The sequence below is a fragment of the Dyadobacter sp. genome (assembly GCF_039919315.1).
In the GTDB taxonomy this organism is placed as follows: domain Bacteria; phylum Bacteroidota; class Bacteroidia; order Cytophagales; family Spirosomataceae; genus Dyadobacter.
In genome coordinates this window covers 69,192-88,159 of sequence record NZ_JBDSFX010000087.1, presented here as the reverse complement: position 1 = coordinate 88,159, position 18,968 = coordinate 69,192, and the positions used below count along the sequence as shown (strand labels likewise).

The following is an 18,968-nucleotide window of genomic DNA, read 5'->3' as shown; positions in this document are numbered from 1 at the left end:
TCTCGAATGAAAAAAATCTTTATGCTGGCCTGGATACTTCCTGCTTTTGCCATTGCACAACAACCCTCCTCTCTCGAAAGAGGTTTTCAAAGTCCGCCAAATGCCGCCAAACCTCGTGTTTGGTGGCATTGGATGAATGGGAACATTACCAAAGAGGGTATTACCAAGGATCTCGAATGGATGAACCGGGTTGGTATCGGCGGGTTTCAGAATTTTGATGCAAGCCTTTTCACCCCACAGGTAACACCCAAAAAACTGGTGTTTATGACGCCGGAATGGAAGGATGCATTCAAACATACTACTGATCTGGCCAAAAAATTGCAGCTCGAAATGACCATTGCCGCCTCTCCCGGGTGGAGCGTAACGGGCGGGCCATGGGTATCTGCGAGCGATGCGATGAAAAAGTACGTCTGGACAGAAACAAAAGTGACTGGTGGACAGGCGTTTTCCGGCAAGCTTCCACAGCCCGCCAATACTACTGGTAGTTTTCAGAATGTACCGATGGGCGGCAGTGCGCTCGGAGGTCCCGTGGGGCCATTGCCAACCTATTATGCAGACGCTGCCGTGATCGCCTACCGTTTGCCTGCGACAGAAAAGTCATTGAGTGCATTGAACCCAAAAATTACCTCGAGCGGAGGTACATTCGCGCTGGCAGACCTGACGGACGGTGATCTGGCTAAGTCCACAGCATTACCACCGATGGAAATCGGGCAGGATATGTGGATCCAATACGAATTTGAAAGTCCGCAGACTGTGAAGGCATTTACCATTGTGGGGGCAACCAGCGGAGGCGCACTGGCAGAGTTCAGAGGTAATCCCGATAACAGGACATTGAAGGTAAGTGACGACGGCGTAACATTCCGGGATGTGGTAGGGATCAAAGGGAGTACGGTTCCTCAAAATACGATGGGCATTGTGCCCACCACAGCCAAATATTTCAGATTTGCATTCAAAACATTGGCACCACAGGGTAACCCATTTGCTGAAATGTTCGGCGGTGCCCAGGGTACTCCCAAGCCGGAGGGTGTGAATGTGGCTGAAATTGTGCTCTATAACACCGACCGGGTCGATCTGTTTGAAGAAAAAGCAGGTTTTGTGCCATGGAAAGAAAGCACGCATTCATTGATCAGGAAAGACGCTGATGCTATTCCTACCAAAGATGTGGTAGACTTGACGTCCAAAATGACGGCAGATGGGACATTGAACTGGACTGCACCTGCCGGAAATTGGGTCGTAATGCGCATGGGTTACTCGATCACAGGCAGACAAAATCACCCTGCCTCACCCGAAGCCACTGGTCTGGAAGTAGACAAGCTCGACAAAATCGCGGTGAGCAAGTACATTGAAACATACCTGGACATGTACAAGGATGCGACCGGCGGGCAGATGGGCACGGAGGGGCTGACTCACATGGTTTTGGATAGTTACGAAGCGGGACATATGACCTGGACGAAGGCTATGCCGGAAGAATTTAAGAAACGCCGCGGCTACGAGATTACGCCCTGGATTCCGGTGTTGGCGGGTAGGGTAGTGCAAAGTGCCGAGGCTAGCGAACAGTTTTTGTGGGATTTTCGGAAAACCATCGGAGAACTGATCGTTGAAAATCATTATGAGGTGATCGGTGACGCATTGCATGCACGCGGTATGAAACGCTACACCGAGTCGCACGAGAACGGACGGATTTTCCTGGCCGATGGAATGGATGTAAAACGCAAGGCTGATATCCCCATGTCGGCGATGTGGACGCCGGGTAGCCTGGCGGGTGGTGCGGACGAGGAAGTAAGAAGCGAGGCCGACATTCGCGAAGCTGCGTCGGTGGCGCACATTTACGGGCAAAATCTGGTAGCGGCCGAATCCATGACTTCGATCAGCAATGCGTTCAGCTGGCACCCGGAGAAATTAAAACGTACTGCCGACCTGGAAATGGCGTCGGGATTAAACCGGTTCGTGATACATACTTCGGTGCACCAGCCGCTGGATGACAAGAAACCCGGGATTTCACTCGGACCTTTCGGACAGTATTTTACAAGACAGGAAACGTGGGCCGAGCAGGCAAAAGTGTGGACAGACTATCTGGGCCGCAGCTGCTACCTTTTACAGCAAGGCAAACCGGTAGTGGACATTCTTTATTACTACGGCGAGAATAGCAATATCACACAGGCTTTTGCCCAAAAACTGCCATCAGTACCAGGTTACGAATATGATTTTGCTAATGCAACGGTCATTAAAAGTGCGATCAGGATTGAAGGCGGAAAAATAGTGGCGACGAGCGGGCAGCAGTATCGGTTGCTCGTACTGGATTCTACCGCTAAAAACATGACCTTGCCCGTTTTGAAAAAACTGGGAGAGTTGGTCGCAGCGGGGATGAAAGTAGCAGGTGCCAAGCCTGAAAAGTCTCCAAGTATGAGTGACAATGCGGCGGAATTTACTGCATTGGTCAACAAAATATGGGGTAACCCGAATGTGTCCACGAAGCCAGTGGAAGCGGTTTTAACTGAAATGAGCATACAGAAAGATGCAGACATTTCCGGTGCGAAATCGAAGATCCTGTACGTTCACCGTCAAACTGCGGATACCGACCTTTACTGGCTTGATAACCGCAGCGATAATCCCAATGAAGCCACCGCCAGCTTTCGGGTAACCGGTAAAGTGCCCCAGTTATGGCATCCGCAAACAGGCAAATTGGAGAAAGTTTCCTACCAGATTAAAGACGGGCGCACCATTGTACCGCTCAAATTTGAGTCATGGGAAGCATATTTCATTGTTTTCAATGGCAAAGCAACCGTAGCTTCTTATACCAAACCAGCTGTGACCGAATCGGAAGTGGCCGTGGTGAAGGGCGACTGGAAATTGACATTCCAGGAAGGTAGAGGAGCACCGGCGCAGGCCACATTGAATGTACTGGCATCACTTTCCGACAATGCTGATCCTGGAATCAAATATTTCTCCGGCACTGCTACCTACGAAAATACAATCACGCTTCATGCTGTCAGTAAAGACGCCTCCTATGTGCTGGATCTGGGGAATGTAAAAAACATTGCCGAAGTAACTGTGAATGGAAAAAGTGTGGGTACAGCCTGGAAAAAACCTTACCGCATCGATATTACCGGCGCTGTGAAAGCAGGAAGCAATGCGGTTTCTGTGAAAGTGACGAACCTTTGGGTAAATCGCCTGATCGGGGACGCTCAGCCGGGTGTGACCAACAAAATTACCTTTACTACCATGCCCTTTTACAAGGCTGACTCGCCTTTGCTGCCGTCCGGCTTGCTTGGTCCGGTGCGTGTGATGGAGGCCAAATAGCATTAATAATCAATTATGTTTCAGTTTAACAAATCAAATCAATGAAAAGATCAGGGATCATTTTAGCCATTTTATTTTTAGGAATCGCATTCAACGGCTTTTCCCAAACCGCCGCTCCCGCAGATTTTTTTGCAGGGAAATGGGAGATTGTAATTTTCGGCACACCGAACGGGGATTCGAAAATGGTGACTGAGCTGATCCGAAAAGATGGCAAACTAACGGGCGAATTGAAAGACCCAACCGGCCAGAATCCCGAAGCTTTTCCGCTGACTAATATCGTGGAAGCAGGAAACAAAGTGACATTGTACTTCACTGCACAAGGAACTGATGTTAACCTGGATCTCGAAAAAGTGGACGACGATCATTTGAAAGGCTCCATTATGAATGGGATGTTTGATGCTACGGGCGTGAGAGTGAAACCTTAATAGGAGATACCCAATCATCGTGCGATGTTGCAATTGAGCAGAATGATTTCTGTTTGGTTGCAACATTTCATTTTTTGGTTGATAAACATTTGAAACTAAACATTTAATTTTCCTGCTAACATTGACACGTAACGTGTCAGTGCTTATCTTTCTATGAATACACCACTATACAAATGAACAAGAAGTAGCTAGTTTTTAGTATTCGAATGGAAATTGCAGCTATACGACAGGCCCTCCGAGATTCGGAAGATGCAGAACTTATGGAGGAACAAGTTAATGGACTTTTGGATAGGTTAAGTTTACTTTTGGAGGTTGTGAAACAGTTGGAAAGCTAATCGTCAGCCAGGTGTCATTTCGAAACATACAGATTATGAATGCAACAGAAAAGATTAATATAGATGAGCTCCTGAAGAGGGCAGATGAGCTTATTAAAGAGGGCAAAGACTTTATGATGAGCGAAGGAAAGGTTTTGGAACTCAACAAATGGCTTACTATCGCAGAGTATGCAGAGAAGTATGGAGTGACCACGCAGGTGATTTCCAAATGGATTGAACGAGGGGTAATTAAGGAGGAGGAATATGTGGAGATCGGTAAGTTTGGAAAAAAACTCGTGAGTGATAAAGTTTACAAAGCCTAGCATTCGTACGAACCCGCACGTTTTTACCAAGAAAATGTATGTGAATCCGATCTCAAACCCCACATATTCACAATTCAATAATGTTTCCATAACATTCAGGAAAAGTTATTAGACTTCTTTTGCGGCGAAATTTAGTTACCACTAATAACGCTGACATGTATAAAAGGTTTTTACTACCCATAATTCCGGTCCTGATTTTTGCATTACTGAGCATTTCCAAGGTCAATGCGCAAACTACTCAAGCATCTATTTCCGGAACCATTACCGACAATCAGAATGCCGAACTTCCCGGCGCGACCGTACAGGTGAAGAACGTTTCCACAGGTTTTACGACCGGTACAGTTACCAATGCAAAAGGCGAATACGCTTTCAAGGAATTGCCACTGGGCGGTCCTTATACGATTACCGTTACTTACGTCGGCTACGGCGAGCAAAAACTGAATGGTTACCTGCTGCACCAGGGTGATGCGATCCGAGTGAAAACCAGCATGAAAGAATCCGGTGAGACATTGGAAGTAGTTCAGGTAGTAGCCTCGGGTATCAAAAATAAGATCGAAAATATCGGTGCTTCCACAGCTATTTCGGCCAAAGACATCACACGTCTTCCCGTCAACGGTCGTAATTTTACGTCACTGATGGATCTTTCGCCATTGAGCAAAGGAGGCAACATTTCAGGACAACTGGGGTCTTCTACCAACTATACCATTGATGGCATGAACGCCAAAAACCCTACCTCGGCGGGCTCTACGACAAGCCGCAGCGGCGCTCCGTACTCGATCTCGATTGAGGCAGTTCGCGAGTTTCAGGTGGTAACCAATCAATACGATGTGACTTACGGAAGAAGCGGTGGCGGAACGGTGAGCGCGGTGACGAAGTCGGGTACCAATAGGCTGAGTGGTAGTATATTCAATTATACCCGTGCCAACTGGCTATCAAGCAAATACGACATTCGTGGCAATAAACTGAACACGAAATTCTCGACCAATCAGTTTGGTTTTTCATTAGGCGGACCGATCATCAAGGACAAGCTACATTTCTTCGTAGCCTGGGATCACCAGCAGGATACCAGGCCATTTGTCATTGCAGATGTACTTACCCCAGCCGACGAAAACCGGTTTAATGTAACCCGCAGTACATTGGATAAATTCGTCGACATTGCCCGTAAAAAATACGGCGTAGCTAACACGCCGCAATATGGTACTTTCGATAAAAAACGCGGCTCAGACGCTGTGTTCGCGCGTATCGATTGGCAGATCAATGACAAAAACCTGCTAACGATCCGCGATAATTATACCAATGACCGTAACAAACTGGGCTTGCAGGACAACACGTCTATCAACATTTATGAGTCATACGGAAACGATTTTAACATCGACAACAGTCTGCTGGCGTCGCTCCGTTCGTCCATTAAACCGCGTGTTACCAATGAATTGAAAGTGCAGCATTTGTACACTTCTCAAAGCAGCGAACCCGGCGACCAGTTACCCGCCGCCAACATACCAAGGGCAATTGTGGAAGGTGTGGTTTCAACATTGAGCGATGGTACCACGAGATCAACGAATATCCAGATGGGCGGACACCGTTTTGCACAGGAGAAATTCAAAAACCATGTGGTGCAGATCGTCGATAACCTTTACTACAACACAGACAAAGTAGAATACACCTTCGGGCTGGACCTGATGTATACCCATTCCAAATCCACTTATGGTAGCGAAGTGAATGGCCGTTTCCATTATACGGTGGATGCGGCAGCTGGCAAAACGGCATTGGATCAGTTCGAAAGCCTGACCCCTTACCGCTATTACCGCGAAGTACCGCTGATGGACGACTGGTCGGTGAAAGGCAACATTCTGAACGCAGGGTTATATGGTCAGTTAAAAACCAACCTTGCATTGGGTCTGGATTTCACGGCAGGGTTGCGTCTGGATTACGCCTACTACCCCAAATCGCCATTGAACCAGACACTTTTTGATGAACTGAAAATACGTACCGATCATCGTATCAAGTCATTGGTGCTGCAACCAAGAATGCAGTTTACATGGGACGTGAATGAAAAGCATACTGACATTGTACGGGTCGGAGCAGGTGTTTTCGCATCCGATATCAACAATTATGTGCTGATCAATAACCTTACATTTGACGGTAAACATCTGGCCACTGTCGACGTTCGCAATCCTAATGTTCCGGCACCTGATTTTGCCGCCTATCGTTCCAATTATTCGAGTATACCAAGTTTGAGCGCTCTTCAGTTGCCGACGATCAACACCAATGGGGCCGATGCGCGAGTTCCTATTATGTACAAAGCGAATGCATCATACAGCCACTATATTACCGACAAGCTGAGAGTAGGCATAGCAGGTTATGCAACGCTCGGACGAAACAACTACATGTACGTAGACAGGAATATGGTCGACGAGCCGTTTTTCCGACTAGCTAATGAAGGTAACAGAGGCGTATATGTTCCGGCAGCTTCTATGCCTGCCAATGGAAATGGAGACTGGCTTCAGGGCCGGAAAAGTAAGAAGTTTGGCCGCGTGCTGGAACTGAACAGCGAAGGCAAAGTGAACCAGTTCGCATTTGTTGCCGACGCTACCTATCAATATTTCAGGGACGGTGAGATTTCGTTGAGCTATACTTACAATGATACCCGCGATAATACATCCTACAATGGTAATGTGGCCAATACCGCGACATTGTCATTGCCGGTCATCGACGATCCACGTAACCTGAGCCGCATGGCATATTCCGACAACCATTTTAAACATAAGATTGTGTTCTATGGCTCCCTGCCTACTTTTTGGGGAATCAATGTTGGATTGCGCTACTCAGGAATTGGCGGAACGAGGTACACATTATTATCAGGAGCTAACAGTAATGCCGACTTTGTTTCCGTGACCAATGACCTCGCCTATGTATTTGACAGAAATGACCCGAATGTTCCTGAAAATGTCCGCAAAGGATTGCAAGCTATTCTCGACAACCCGAATGCCAGCCAAAGCGTGAAGGATTATGTAGCAAAATACAATGGTAAATTTGCTGAGCGAAATGGCGGGATCAATGGTTTTTACGGTGTTTTTGACCTGAGAGCCACCAAGAAATTCAAGATTTACAGGAGCCAGAGCCTGGAAGTATCAGCCGATATTTTCAATGTGGCTAACCTGCTGAATAAAGAATGGGGTACCAACAAATCATTAGGCACGCAAGCGCTGTACGCCCTGGGTATTCCGGCTGCGAATGGCTCTCCGGCAGTAGCTGGGTTCGATAAAGCGAATCAAAAATTTGTTTACCGTGTCAATACCGCCGGTGTCGTGACGCCTTCGGGTAACCCGTTCCAATTACAGCTGGGTGCGCGTTACAGTTTCTAAGTTTTCTTTTCTTCTCAAAGTGACGGGCGGTCTGTGGATATTCCACGGGCCGCCTGTTTTTATTTTAAATACATATACTTGAAATTGAGGCAATAGCTATCTTTAAATCCAACATTAGAAATGATTTTCACTTAACTACTCACCAAAACTGAATTGAGAATATGTATGTAAATCGCTATCTCTCGCCCATGATCGTTTATTACTACTCTTGGCGAATGATCTTGTTTTCGATATTTACGGGCTCTGTGGCCATTTTTGTATATAGTTATCTGGAATGGACATGGGTTGCGATTCCCTGGCTGCCAGTTTCATTGGTCGGTACTGCCACTGCTTTTTTTGTTGGTTTTAAAAACAATCAATCGTACGATCGCAGCTGGGAAGCGCGCAAGATCTGGGGCGCGATCACGAACCATAGCCGATCGTTTGGGGCTGCATTGAGAGCTTTCACGGCAAGCGCGCCGGAACAGGAGCACGACGAAAATGATGTGAAAATCATGATTTATCGACACATTGCCTGGCTCTATGCACTGAAAAATGCAATGGCCCAGCGCACTGCCTGGGAGCATAAAGACCGCGCCAGCAAGCGGCAGCGCGACGCCCTGCACAAGTTTCAGTCAGGCAGTGAGCTGGAAGTGGGCAGGCATTTGCCTGATCAAGAACTCGATGCATTGAAAAATAAAAAGAATCTGTCTACCCAATTGCTGGACAGGCAATCCCAGCATCTGGCGGGGCTACGGAAAGAGGGTAGGGTGGATGGCTACCAGCATGTTGCGCTGCAAAACCTGATTTCCAGCCTCTATGATGAGCAAGGCAAAAGCGAGCGGATCAAGAACACACCATTTCCGCGTCAGTATGCGACTACTTCGAACCTCTTCATTTTTGTATTCATGACGCTTCTTCCGTTTGGGCTGCTGCCGCAATTCGTAGAACTGGGAGAGAAATACATGTTCCTGCTGATCCCATTCAACCTGATCGTTTCCTGGGTTTTTATGTTTATGGAATACGTAGGCGATATCAGCGAAAATCCATTCGAAGGCCTATTGAATGACGTTCCGGTAGGTACCATCGTCCGCAACATTGAGATCGATCTGAAAGATATGCTGGACGACGAAGACCGGCCTGAAAGAGTGCAGCCATATCTGGGGGTGTTGTTTTGAAAACCCAAATAACTGTTATAACATTTATTGCTATATTTGTTTAATAAGATCAACCAAGTTATAACATGATGAAGGCAAATATCATTAGTATCGGTAACAGCCAGGGCATCATTCTCCCTGCGAGTGTCTTGCGGCAGTTGAATTTATCCTTCAAATCTGCTGTACAGGTCGAGGTGGACAACGGAACCATTGTAATCAGACCAGAACCACGTTTGGGGTGGGCGAAGGCTGCCGAGGAAATGCGGGCTGAGGAAGATGACAAGTTGTTGCTGGACGATTCGCCAACTGACTTCGAAAAAGAGGAGTGGACATGGTGAAAGAGATTTTGCAATACGAAATATACTGGATATCTCTTGATTCGACGGTGGGCAGCTAGATCGCAAAGAATCGGCCTTGCGTAGTCGTAAGTCCGAATGAATTAAATCAATTTTTACGCACCGTGATCATTGTTCCCATCACGTCAACCATTAAAACCTATCCCTGGCGTGTGGATTGTCTGGTAGCAGATCGCAAAGGTGCCATCGCAACTGACCAGATAAAGGTGGTCGACAAGGTTCGCATCGGATCAAAAATAAGTGCGTTGTCAAAAAGTGAAATCACAGCTTTGAAAGAAGTAATGCGAAAAATGCTGATTGATTAGGTTATGCGCAAGAGAAAGGCCCGCCAAGAGTCCGGCGGTGCCAATCATCTCAAAGTTTAAATTACTGAGCTTCCTTCTTCTCAACCCGCACTACCTGATGATTGATCGGCTTTACTGAACTAAGATAGGCGAAAATAGCTGCCAGGTCTTTCTCCTTCATTCCTCCGTACATGGTCCACGGCATAGGCGTGTTCAGTTCGCCGGCGTGTAGCTTGGGAGATACATAACTGCTGTCGACGTATGCTTTGAAGCGGCTCACGAAAGCCTCTTCCGTCCAGTTTCCTATTCCCGTTTGTTTGTGCATAGTAATGTTAGGCGAGCGCAAAATACCACCCGGACTGGCGAATTCCATCCCGCCGCCAAATTCCGTACCTGGTATCACGCTCCCTTTGTCGGTCCGGCTGTGGCAATCCACGCAACCCGTAGCATTGGCCAGGTATTTACCGTAGGCTATCTGATCCGTTTCGGCAGGAAGGGTGGTGAAATTGGCCTCCTTAGGCATTGTATTGATGATAAAATTGACTGGAAAGTCGGCCTCGGACTCTTGAATGTCTTTTTTGACAGAAGGCAGCTCACGGATGTAGGCAATGATCGAGTACACATCTTCCTTGTCGAGCTGCCCGAAACGATGGTAGGCCATCACCGGAAACAATGCTTTTCCTTCCTTGTTGACTCCCGTCGTTACAGCCCTGAAAATCTCACCATCGGTCCAGTTACCGAGTCCATAAGGGGTAATATTAGGCGCAAAAAATTTACCGGGAAAACCCATTTCTTTTGTGAAAGCTTCACCACCTGCGCCAAACCCGCCATCCGCCATCGGTCCTGCATAGCGCGACCAGTCGCGTGAGCTGTGGCAATCCATACAAACGGTCACATGGTTGGCCAGGTATTTTCCACGTTCAATCCGTGACGCGGTTCTTTCTATTTTGATCTCCGGCGCGGGTCCGGTGTTGGGTAGGGCTGTTTTAACGTAGGTCATTGCAGCAGCAATAACGATGAGGAGACCGGCCAAAACTTTGCCAATTATTTTCAGTGCTTTCACTTTTCAAGGCGTTGTTTAAAATTCAAATTTGTACCATTCAACATCAGGGTAACCCGATTAGAATGATACAAATCTGCCTGAAACAACTCCATCGCCCTACTAGATTCGCACCAGACTGTCATGCAAGCTGGATGAACTGGAAAAAAGCAGGGGTGAAGAGCAATCTGAATGGCAACGTTACCTCACCACTGCGAATTTGGAATTGAAGACTTTGCCTTCGGTATGAATAAGCCTGATGATGTAATTTCCACCGGTTAATGCGGACACATTCACTTCGCCATCCTGGACTTTGCTTGCATTGTAAACCACCCGTCCACTGGTACTAATGATTTGAATGCTGCTGATCTGGTTCCAGGTGAAGCCATCCTCCAATTTCAGGTTCAGCCGGTCAACAACCGGATTGGGATAAACCGTTAATTTAAATGCAACGGTTGTAATTTCTTCTTCTTTTGGAGCCTCAAAAAATTCAGAAGCATCCATTCGGGCGGAGGGTACATTTTTGTTCAAAACACCCAAATTATGGTTTTGTAAATAAATCCACGGACCATAAGTCTGTCCTGATGGACGGACCGAAGACCAATATTCCACCCTGACCCGGATCCTGGTGTAGCGCCCTACTTTGGCAACCAGGGATTTTAGCTCCACACCGGCAGGGCCAATGTTGGTAAAGGAGCCGATACCTGTTCTGCCTACATAATTAGTAATCGACGAGCCGCTGCTAAATGGTGTTCCCTGCGGTTTTGTTTCCCATACTAACCTTGCATAAGCTGTTGTGCCAGCGGCAGGTCGCACAAAAAGTCCCACACCGAAACTGGTAGCCATATTATTTGCAGCGCTGATCCGGGAGGTCAGATCGGAATTGTAAAGCCGTAACGTGTTGTTCCGTTTTCCACCACCATTACCCATGTAGACGTAGACTGAATTACCACCATAAGTGGTCCCGACAATAACGTCGCTGTAACCATCACCATTGACATCGCCCGATGCCGAGGAACTGGAACCAAACCCATTGCCAGATCCATTAATGGTATTTGAATAAACCAGACCAGCCGCGCTGCCTTTGTAAATTTTGACATTCTGCAGACCGGGACCATACCCAGCGGCACCGATCACCACATCACTGTATCCGTCGCGGTTGATATCACCCGCACTGACGCTCAGCCCCAAATGTTCGCCGGGTGAACCCAGGATCAGGGTGTAGTTGCTGCTGGAAATACCGGATGGACTTCCTTTGTATAAATAAGCAGCCCCAGCCCCCGAATAAGAACTTGATGCACCGACAATGACATCACCGTATCCGTCGCCATTCACATCTCCCGCGTTTGCTATATCGTAGCCGAAACCGTTTGCCCCGGAAGGAGCGGAAATGACTGTCGATGGAACATTGGATAAGCCGATGGCGCTGCCCAGATATATATAGCCCATTTCAGGAAATGTCTGATCGGTGGTCTCATGGTTGGTTGCCACCATTACATCGCCATAACCGTCGCCGTTAACGTCTCCTATTCCCGCAGCCCCACGACCAAAGTTTGTATCCGGGCGGGTTAGCGTGGTAGTTGGCGTGGTGGCGACACCGGATGCAGATCCCATGTAAACATATGCCTTGGAAACTGTTCCTGATCCCACAATCACATCATCGTAACCGTCAGCATTGATGTCACCGGCACCAGCAACAATAAACCCAAAGCGTATTTCGCTGGTTTTTTGCAACGTTGCGCCAAGTATCAGCTGCCCCTGTGCGCTTCCATGTACTACATAAGCTTTTCCGGCATTGAGTGTGCCCACAATGATATCGCTGAAACCATCGCCATTCACATCTCCGGCGCGGGCAAGGCTAAATCCATAATGGTCCGAATCTGCAAACGTACCTGCCACAGACGACGAGCTGGTAGCGAGGCCATTTGCGCCGCCGAGATAAAGATAAACAAACCCATAACGCGAGCTATTACTCGTAGCTCCGACGACCACATCACCATATCCGTCGCCATTCATATCCCCCGCATGGGCCAAACTGTACCCAAAGTCGCCGGTACCGGTCAAAAACGTTGCCAACGATGTGATCATGACCGGGCTGCCTAGATAAACATAAGCATTACCGGTGTTGGAAGAAGTACCCGACGCACCGACAATGGCATCACTGTAACCGTCTCCATTGACGTCTCCCGCAGCAGCGACGCTGATTCCAAAATAGCTGTAATACACAGAGCCTTGGAAGGTTTGGCTGGGTGCAGTAGGTAATCCCAATGCGCTGCCCTGAAAAAGAAAAGCAGAGCCGGCATAGGTACCTGTACCGCTCGCCCCGACCATTACGTCAGCATAGCCATCGCCATTGATGTCACCGACACCTGCTACACTTACGCCTCCGTAACCGGATAGGGCTTTCACCTGCGTCGCCTGCGTGCCCGAAGCGCTGCCTTTATACACATAGGCCGCATTGTTCCCGTAGGCACCTACGATCACTTCGCAATAACCGTCACCATCCACATCCCCGGCTCCTGACACGCTGAGTCCGTATGATACATTAAAAGTAGGGCTCGTCAATGTGGTAGCGGGGGTGATGTTCATCCCCGTTGCATTGCCCTGATAAACATATGCCTTGTTGGCTTCGCTCGCACCTACAATGATATCACCAAAAGAATCCCCGTTTACATCGCCCGCACTTGCCACGCTGCGCCCGAAACGACCATTGGCAACAGTACCGGATAAGATATAACTGGGCGTAACCGAAATCCCTGTCGACACGCCCATATGAACCGTAGCCCTGCCGGTACCCGCATTGAAATTCGGAGCGCCAACCACAATGTCGGTGTACCCGTCTGCATCCATGTCCGTTGCTGATACGCTGATACCCAGCATACTGTTGGCTGTGCCAGTCAATGTAGTGGCTGGTGTGGCTGTGAGTCCCGTGTGAGATCCGTAGTAGATGAACGCCGCGCCGGCATTGTTTGAATATTGATAGGCCCCCACGATCACATCGCCGCGTCCATCACCATTCACATCGCCCGCACTGGCCACCGTGTAGCCAAAGTAACTATTAGCAGGTCCATTCAATATCCTGGCCGGGCTGGTAGATAATCCTGTCGCGCTACCCATATAAATGTACGCCGCGCCTGCATTGGCAGCCAGTCCGTAAGCACCCACGATCACATCACCGTAACCGTCCGCATTCACGTCACCCGCACTTGCCACGCTGCATCCGAAACTGGCATTGGCAGAGGGGCCGGTCAATGTAGTGTTGGCAGTGGTGGATAGCGGGTCAATGGTGACAGGATAAACTGCATTCGCAACCGCCACTACCAGACTAAAATCGTGATCATTACCTGTTTCCATTTTAGCAGCCAGGATGTTTCCATTTGCATCCCAGGCCTTAATGTCCTTATAAATGACTTTGGTATCCAGGCTTCCTTCCGCATTTTCCAGTGCAAATTGAAGCTCGTTTTGATCTGTCTGGTTAACCGTCCATTCATCTGAAAAACCCATTTTAACACGTAGTTCTTTTGCATTCACGGAAGGTTTATTTTTTACAATAAAATTCTGCCGCACACCATCTTCCCGGTTCTGGTACTGAACGACCAACTGGTTATGGTGGGTAAATGTGACTTCACTGGTGTCGGTAGCAACCTTTGAATTTTGATCATTTGAAATAGCCAGTACACCGTCCGCATACAAGCCCTGCACGATCATATTCAATTTCCAGTTTTGCTGTAACGAGTCTATTGAAACGCTGTTTCCTGGTTTTTCAGGGTTCTGGCGCTCTGGCATATTCGACAATGTAAAACCGTCGGATCTATACACAGCCTGCATTTTCTGTTTTGGATTAATGCTATTTACGCTATCCCCCGAGGAAGCCACGAAGTAGCTTTTGTGTTCGATATCGCTGACAACCTTTTTGTACCAATTGCCGCCTTTCAGTGTTTCAATGTCTTCTGCCGGTTCTGTTTTGCTAATATCGGACGACGGGGGCTGCCCTGCGAAAGGAGAAGTTTTAAGATGCAATGCCGGGTATTTAATAACCCGGCCGGCCAATTGTGTAGTGCCAACCTCGCTGGCGGGTGATAATGTGCGTTGTATACCGGAAACAATCAAAAGCGATGCTAGCATGCATGCTGTCCAGGTAGCGTTACGTTTCATGACGATGATTTAGTTTAGACCTTGTGATTTATAAATGAAAGGTATGGAGCTCCTAAATCACTTTTTTGAGGTTTGAGCAAATGGCATACTATTCCGAGAATCCGGTTCTGTTTGTCCGGAAACTGGTCATTCTGAAAGCGAAAATTGTATTACAGGGAAGCGAGCTTTTGCAGGAATTCGGCTTTGCGGCGCCTTGAAACCTCAATTTGTTCCCCATTGGTCAGGATCACATATTCTTCCAGGCCGGGGTGAAAATATTCAACGTAATGCAGGTTGATCAAATGGGACTGGTGTACCCGGAAAAAATCGCAGGGCGTAAGGATCTCTTCGTATTCCTTCAATGTCTTCGCTACCACTACTTTGGGTTTTCCGTCAATGTAAAAATTGCAGTAGTTACTGTCCGCTTCCACGCGGATAATGTTGGGAATGTTCGCCGCCAGCAGGCCTTTGCTGGTAGGCAAAAGTAGCTTCTGAGGCAGCGGCTGGTCTTTTTTTTGACCATCGGAACGAAGGAATTGTAATCGCTGGGAAGCCTTGTCGATAGCCTCGCCCAGTTCCGCCAGGCTGATCGGTTTCAGCAAATAATCAACAGCTTCGGTTTTGAGCGCCTGTAATGCGTACCGATCGTAGGCAGTTGTGAAAATCACAGCAAAATTTCGGTTCGCAACAGCGTCAACTATTTGGATACCATTGATATGCGGCATTTCAACATCTATAAAAAGCACGTCAGGCTGGTGCTGCGCGATCATTTCGGCGGCTTTACGACTATCAGTTGTGGAGCCAATCACAGATACTTTTGCAGAGAACCTGGCTTTGATCATGGCAGCCAATGTGTCAATGCAATGCTGCTCGTCGTCGATAATCAGGCAGTTAATCATATTTTTGAAAGAAGCGGTAAAGTGAGCAGAACGATCGTACCGGTCGCTTCGGTACCTTCCGATTTATCAATGATTTCAACAGAAGACTTCGCATGGGAGTCGGTTTTCAGCCATTCAATCCGCTGGCTGGATATGTTCATTGCCAGTGATTTTTTGTTAGTACCCTCCACCTTGATTTCGGCCGACCTTTTCCTGCCAATCCCATTATCTTCGACCCGGCAGATCAGATTTTCTGCTGTTTTTTCTATGACAATGTCGAGCTGGCCATGTCCGTCTTTCTGGCTGAGTCCGTGCCAGATCGCATTCTCGATGTAAGGTTGCAGCAACAATGGCGGGATCAGCGTGGCTTCTGTATCAACGTCTTCCGACACCGAAATTTGATAGTCAAACTTTTGATTGTTGCGCCTGTGCTCCATTTCGACATATAGCCTGAGCGATGCCAGCTCGTCGGTCAGTGTCACGGATTCGTGCAGTGAATTTTCCAGTACCAGCCGGATCAGCCGCGCGAATTTGGTCAGGTACTCGGACGCATCCTCCTGCCGGTTTTCCCAGATATATTTTTGAATGGAATTTAATGAATTGAAAATAAAATGCGGGTTCATCTGGCTGCGCAATGCCTTCATTTCCAATGTCGCTTTCAGGTTTTGGAGCACAGTTTTGCTACGAAGCTGACGAATGTAATACACCACCCCAAACACAAAAATTAAACCCAATATCAGCGTGATGAGCAGCGTTTTATTACGAAAAGAAGCTTCTATTTCCAGGTCTTTGATCTGATTTTCCTTTTGCAGCAATCGGATCTTTTCCTCCTTTCTGGATGTCTGATACTCCGTTTGAAGTTCCGCCAGCTCGGTTTGCGTATTTTCTGTTTTGATCGAATCGTTGATCGCAATGAAGTCTTTTTGAAGCTCGAAAGCCTGCTTATATTGCCCCAAATGTTGTTTTACAGCAATGTGTAATCGAAGTGCTTCCAATTGGTAGACCTTTACGTCCATTTTTTTGGCAAAATCCAGCAACAGATTCAAATGCCTGTCGGCCTCGCCGTAGTTATTTTGGGCCGTGTCCAGGGAAGCGTACGTCAGCAGGCAATTCATCAATTCCGTGCCCGGTTCCTTTTTTAGAAGGTAGTCGAGACTTTCCTGCAACGCAACTTTCGCGGGCGCGAAGTTTTTTTCGGCCAGCAGCACTCGGGCCTGTTTGAGCCCTATCGCCTGGATAGCCGCATCGTCGCGTAGTTTGACAGCGATAACTTTTGCTTTTGTCAGAAAATACCGGACGGAGTCTTTAATTTCAATATTTGAATAGTAATCCGTCAGATTGAAATAAGTTACCATCCTGTCGTAATCGTTTTTTCCCAGGTAAGGTAGCGCCTGCAAGGTGTAATAAATGGCGGATCTGTTATCGTCCAGCTGATTATACGTGAGCCCAACATTGACCAACGCGGTCGTGATGCTACCCGAGTCTTTGATCAGAATACTTTGTTTGACTGCAAGCCGGTAGTTTTTGATAGCATTTTCATACTGATTGATACCAGCGTAGCTATTGGCAATGGTGTTGATAACCTTGATCTTCCGCTCGTCGGTATCAGGTAGCGGCTTGATCGCATTTTCGAGCTCATGAATGTATAAAATGATGGAATCTTTTTTGTTGAGGGCCAGAAAATTGTAAGCCAGCGACTGTAAAAGGTACAACTTCTTCTTCAATGCAATGTTGCGAGGGGTAGACAGCGATTTTCGGAAATAAATGGCTGCGCTATCGGGGCGGCTCGTGTCATAGGCGTCTCCCAGATATTGGTACAGAATAGGGCTTAGCGTGTCTTTGCCCGATTTCTTGGCCAATCCGATCGCGATGTGACACCAATCGGGAACTTGCTTGAAAGACGATGCCTTAACTGAATCGGCAATGATTTTTTTTAAATAAAATGCCTTCTCGCCGTCCGTGCGGAGTTTGTAGAATGGTTCTGGGAAACGTTTGCCCTGCTGCCCGAATGCTATATAGGTAGGGTATAGCAGTACAAGGAAAAGTATAAAACTTCTATTCATTCGCCCACTTTAAAACAGCCTGATGAAAGGTTTTTATGACAAGCGGGACGAAACCCAGATCTACTCAAAAGCAGATCAGGTTGGCCTAATCAATAAGGCATGTCGTTATTTTCTGACGTATTTATGTCTGGGAAAAGTGGCACAGGACTCAATGATGATTTCATCGCCAGTTTGCTGAATATTCCAGGTCGGGCAGGTTGCGCAATCGATCAGCGCGCAGGTAGGGTTTACCGGCAGATCGGCTTTTGGTACTATTTTAAAAGGGACACCATTGATATTCAAAAAGTCGGGAGCGCAGCAAAGGGGTAGTCCCTTGCTATCCAGAAGAACCCCGTCGTTGCGAAAACTTAGGTATGTAGGCTGATCATAATATACCGCGGATAGCCAGGTTTTTTGCCCGTTTTCAGTTTTCTCTATTTCCGTGAGCTGCCACCTGCCAACAATGCCTGCCACTTCGGGTAAAGGATCATTGCTATCCTTTTTACAGCCGGACAACATCATTGAAATAACAATCAGGAATAGTATCTGTTTCATGGTCGAATCGTTTTTTGAATGATGCGATTATGAAACAAAAGGTTGGAACATGTAAGGTGAAGAGTTTTAGCGCAAAAAAAGACCGGAACGGCCTGGGTCGATTATGACCACGACCGCTCCGGGCAAGGGTTAGCTTATTGCCTGACTAGGAGAGTGTCCTGAAAAACGACACACCCCCATCCATATTGACTTTTAAAACTTCTTCATGTTTGCCTTTTGTGATGGTCACAAAGTAATGATCGGCGTCTTCAAACTGGGTGCCGTACAGCAGCATGTTGGTGTCATTAAGTTCATTATCATCAAACAGGATCACTGCTCCGATCACGTAATCTTTGTACTCTTTTTTGATCTCGTTCAGGGCTGCGGCGGGTAAGTCTGCGATTTTTTTGTTGGAAGTGGTTCCTACCAGCTCCGAATGGAAGTCATAGTAGGCAGTCAATGTTTTGCCTTCTTTGGTAAACGTAGCTTCGTCAAACTGAGGCGTTGCGACCCATTCTACATGACCAACATTACCAAAATCGCTTAAAAAGCTATTTTTAGACTTCACACTGACGCTGATGGGCCGATCATGGCGTGCTTCTCTTTTTTCTGCTTTCAATTCTTTTTTCGTATTGCTGGCGACAGTCTGTGCCTGAACTTGTACGGTGGCGATAGCGAAAACAGCTACTAGGGCGGATGCGATTAGATTTTTCATCGGGATCATTTTTGAGTGATAATTAAAAGAATGGGTCAAAGCTAATTGGCGCCCGCAAACCCCGAAATAGCAAATAGCCAGAAAGGCAAAAGGCATCGGCAAACGGAGGAAAAGTGTCTTTCT

Annotated in this window: 13 protein-coding genes; 7 read left to right on the top strand and 6 right to left on the bottom strand. The window is 47.5% G+C overall.

Translation table 11 applies throughout. From position 1 onward, the window contains the following. The first annotated feature begins 6 nt into the window (after positions 1–6). The 7 genes from ABIO93_RS24220 (at position 7) to ABIO93_RS24190 (ending at position 9,524) form a co-directional block, all read left to right on the top strand. Entirely contained in the window at positions 7–3,300 is a 3,294-nt protein-coding gene (locus ABIO93_RS24220) for a glycosyl hydrolase (protein ID WP_348072521.1), read from the top strand. Positions 3,301–3,341: 41 nt separating this feature from the next. Further along, a complete protein-coding gene (locus tag ABIO93_RS24215) occupies positions 3,342–3,725 on the top strand; it encodes a hypothetical protein (protein WP_348072519.1) in 384 nt (127 codons plus the stop codon). 370 nt (positions 3,726–4,095) lie between these two features. After that, positions 4,096–4,362: a hypothetical protein gene (locus ABIO93_RS24210; RefSeq protein ID WP_348072517.1), complete on the top strand. Its 267-nt coding sequence runs from the start codon at positions 4,096–4,098 to the stop codon at positions 4,360–4,362. A 155-nt stretch (positions 4,363–4,517) separates the two neighbouring features. After that, a complete protein-coding gene (locus ABIO93_RS24205) occupies positions 4,518–7,727 on the top strand; it encodes a carboxypeptidase regulatory-like domain-containing protein (protein ID WP_348072515.1) in 3,210 nt (1,069 codons plus the stop codon). A 161-nt stretch (positions 7,728–7,888) separates the two neighbouring features. Then, positions 7,889–8,884 (top strand): bestrophin family ion channel, encoded by a 996-nt coding sequence (locus ABIO93_RS24200; RefSeq protein WP_348072513.1) that lies wholly within the window; start codon positions 7,889–7,891, stop codon positions 8,882–8,884. A gap of 65 nt (positions 8,885–8,949) precedes the next feature. Continuing rightward, on the top strand, positions 8,950–9,201 hold the full coding sequence (locus ABIO93_RS24195; RefSeq protein WP_348072511.1) for an AbrB/MazE/SpoVT family DNA-binding domain-containing protein: 252 nt from the start codon (positions 8,950–8,952) through the stop codon (positions 9,199–9,201). A 59-nt stretch (positions 9,202–9,260) separates the two neighbouring features. After that, positions 9,261–9,524 (top strand): type II toxin-antitoxin system PemK/MazF family toxin, encoded by a 264-nt coding sequence (locus tag ABIO93_RS24190; RefSeq protein WP_348072560.1) that lies wholly within the window; start codon positions 9,261–9,263, stop codon positions 9,522–9,524. A 61-nt stretch (positions 9,525–9,585) separates the two neighbouring features. On the opposite strand, the gene ABIO93_RS24185 is transcribed toward ABIO93_RS24190, so the two are convergent. The 6 genes from ABIO93_RS24185 to ABIO93_RS24160 all read right to left on the bottom strand — a co-directional run bounded on the left by ABIO93_RS24185 (position 9,586) and on the right by ABIO93_RS24160 (position 18,845). Continuing rightward, on the bottom strand, positions 9,586–10,566 hold the full coding sequence (locus ABIO93_RS24185; RefSeq protein WP_348072509.1) for a c-type cytochrome: 981 nt from the start codon (positions 10,564–10,566) through the stop codon (positions 9,586–9,588). Between the two features lie 177 nt (positions 10,567–10,743). After that, positions 10,744–14,697, bottom strand: a complete 3,954-nt coding sequence (locus ABIO93_RS24180) for an FG-GAP-like repeat-containing protein (protein WP_348072507.1) — start codon at positions 14,695–14,697, stop codon at positions 10,744–10,746. A 149-nt stretch (positions 14,698–14,846) separates the two neighbouring features. Beyond that, complete coding sequence (locus ABIO93_RS24175) at positions 14,847–15,575, bottom strand: LytTR family DNA-binding domain-containing protein (protein ID WP_348072505.1); 729 nt, start codon at positions 15,573–15,575, stop codon at positions 14,847–14,849. Then, positions 15,572–17,617 (bottom strand): histidine kinase, encoded by a 2,046-nt coding sequence (locus tag ABIO93_RS24170; RefSeq protein ID WP_348072503.1) that lies wholly within the window; start codon positions 17,615–17,617, stop codon positions 15,572–15,574. Before ABIO93_RS24170 ends, ABIO93_RS24175 begins: the two co-directional genes overlap by 4 nt. A gap of 105 nt (positions 17,618–17,722) precedes the next feature. Further along, entirely contained in the window at positions 17,723–18,151 is a 429-nt protein-coding gene (locus ABIO93_RS24165) for a hypothetical protein (RefSeq protein WP_348072501.1), read from the bottom strand. 145 nt (positions 18,152–18,296) lie between these two features. Further along, on the bottom strand, positions 18,297–18,845 hold the full coding sequence (locus ABIO93_RS24160; RefSeq protein WP_348072499.1) for a hypothetical protein: 549 nt from the start codon (positions 18,843–18,845) through the stop codon (positions 18,297–18,299). Positions 18,846–18,968 lie beyond the last annotated feature (123 nt).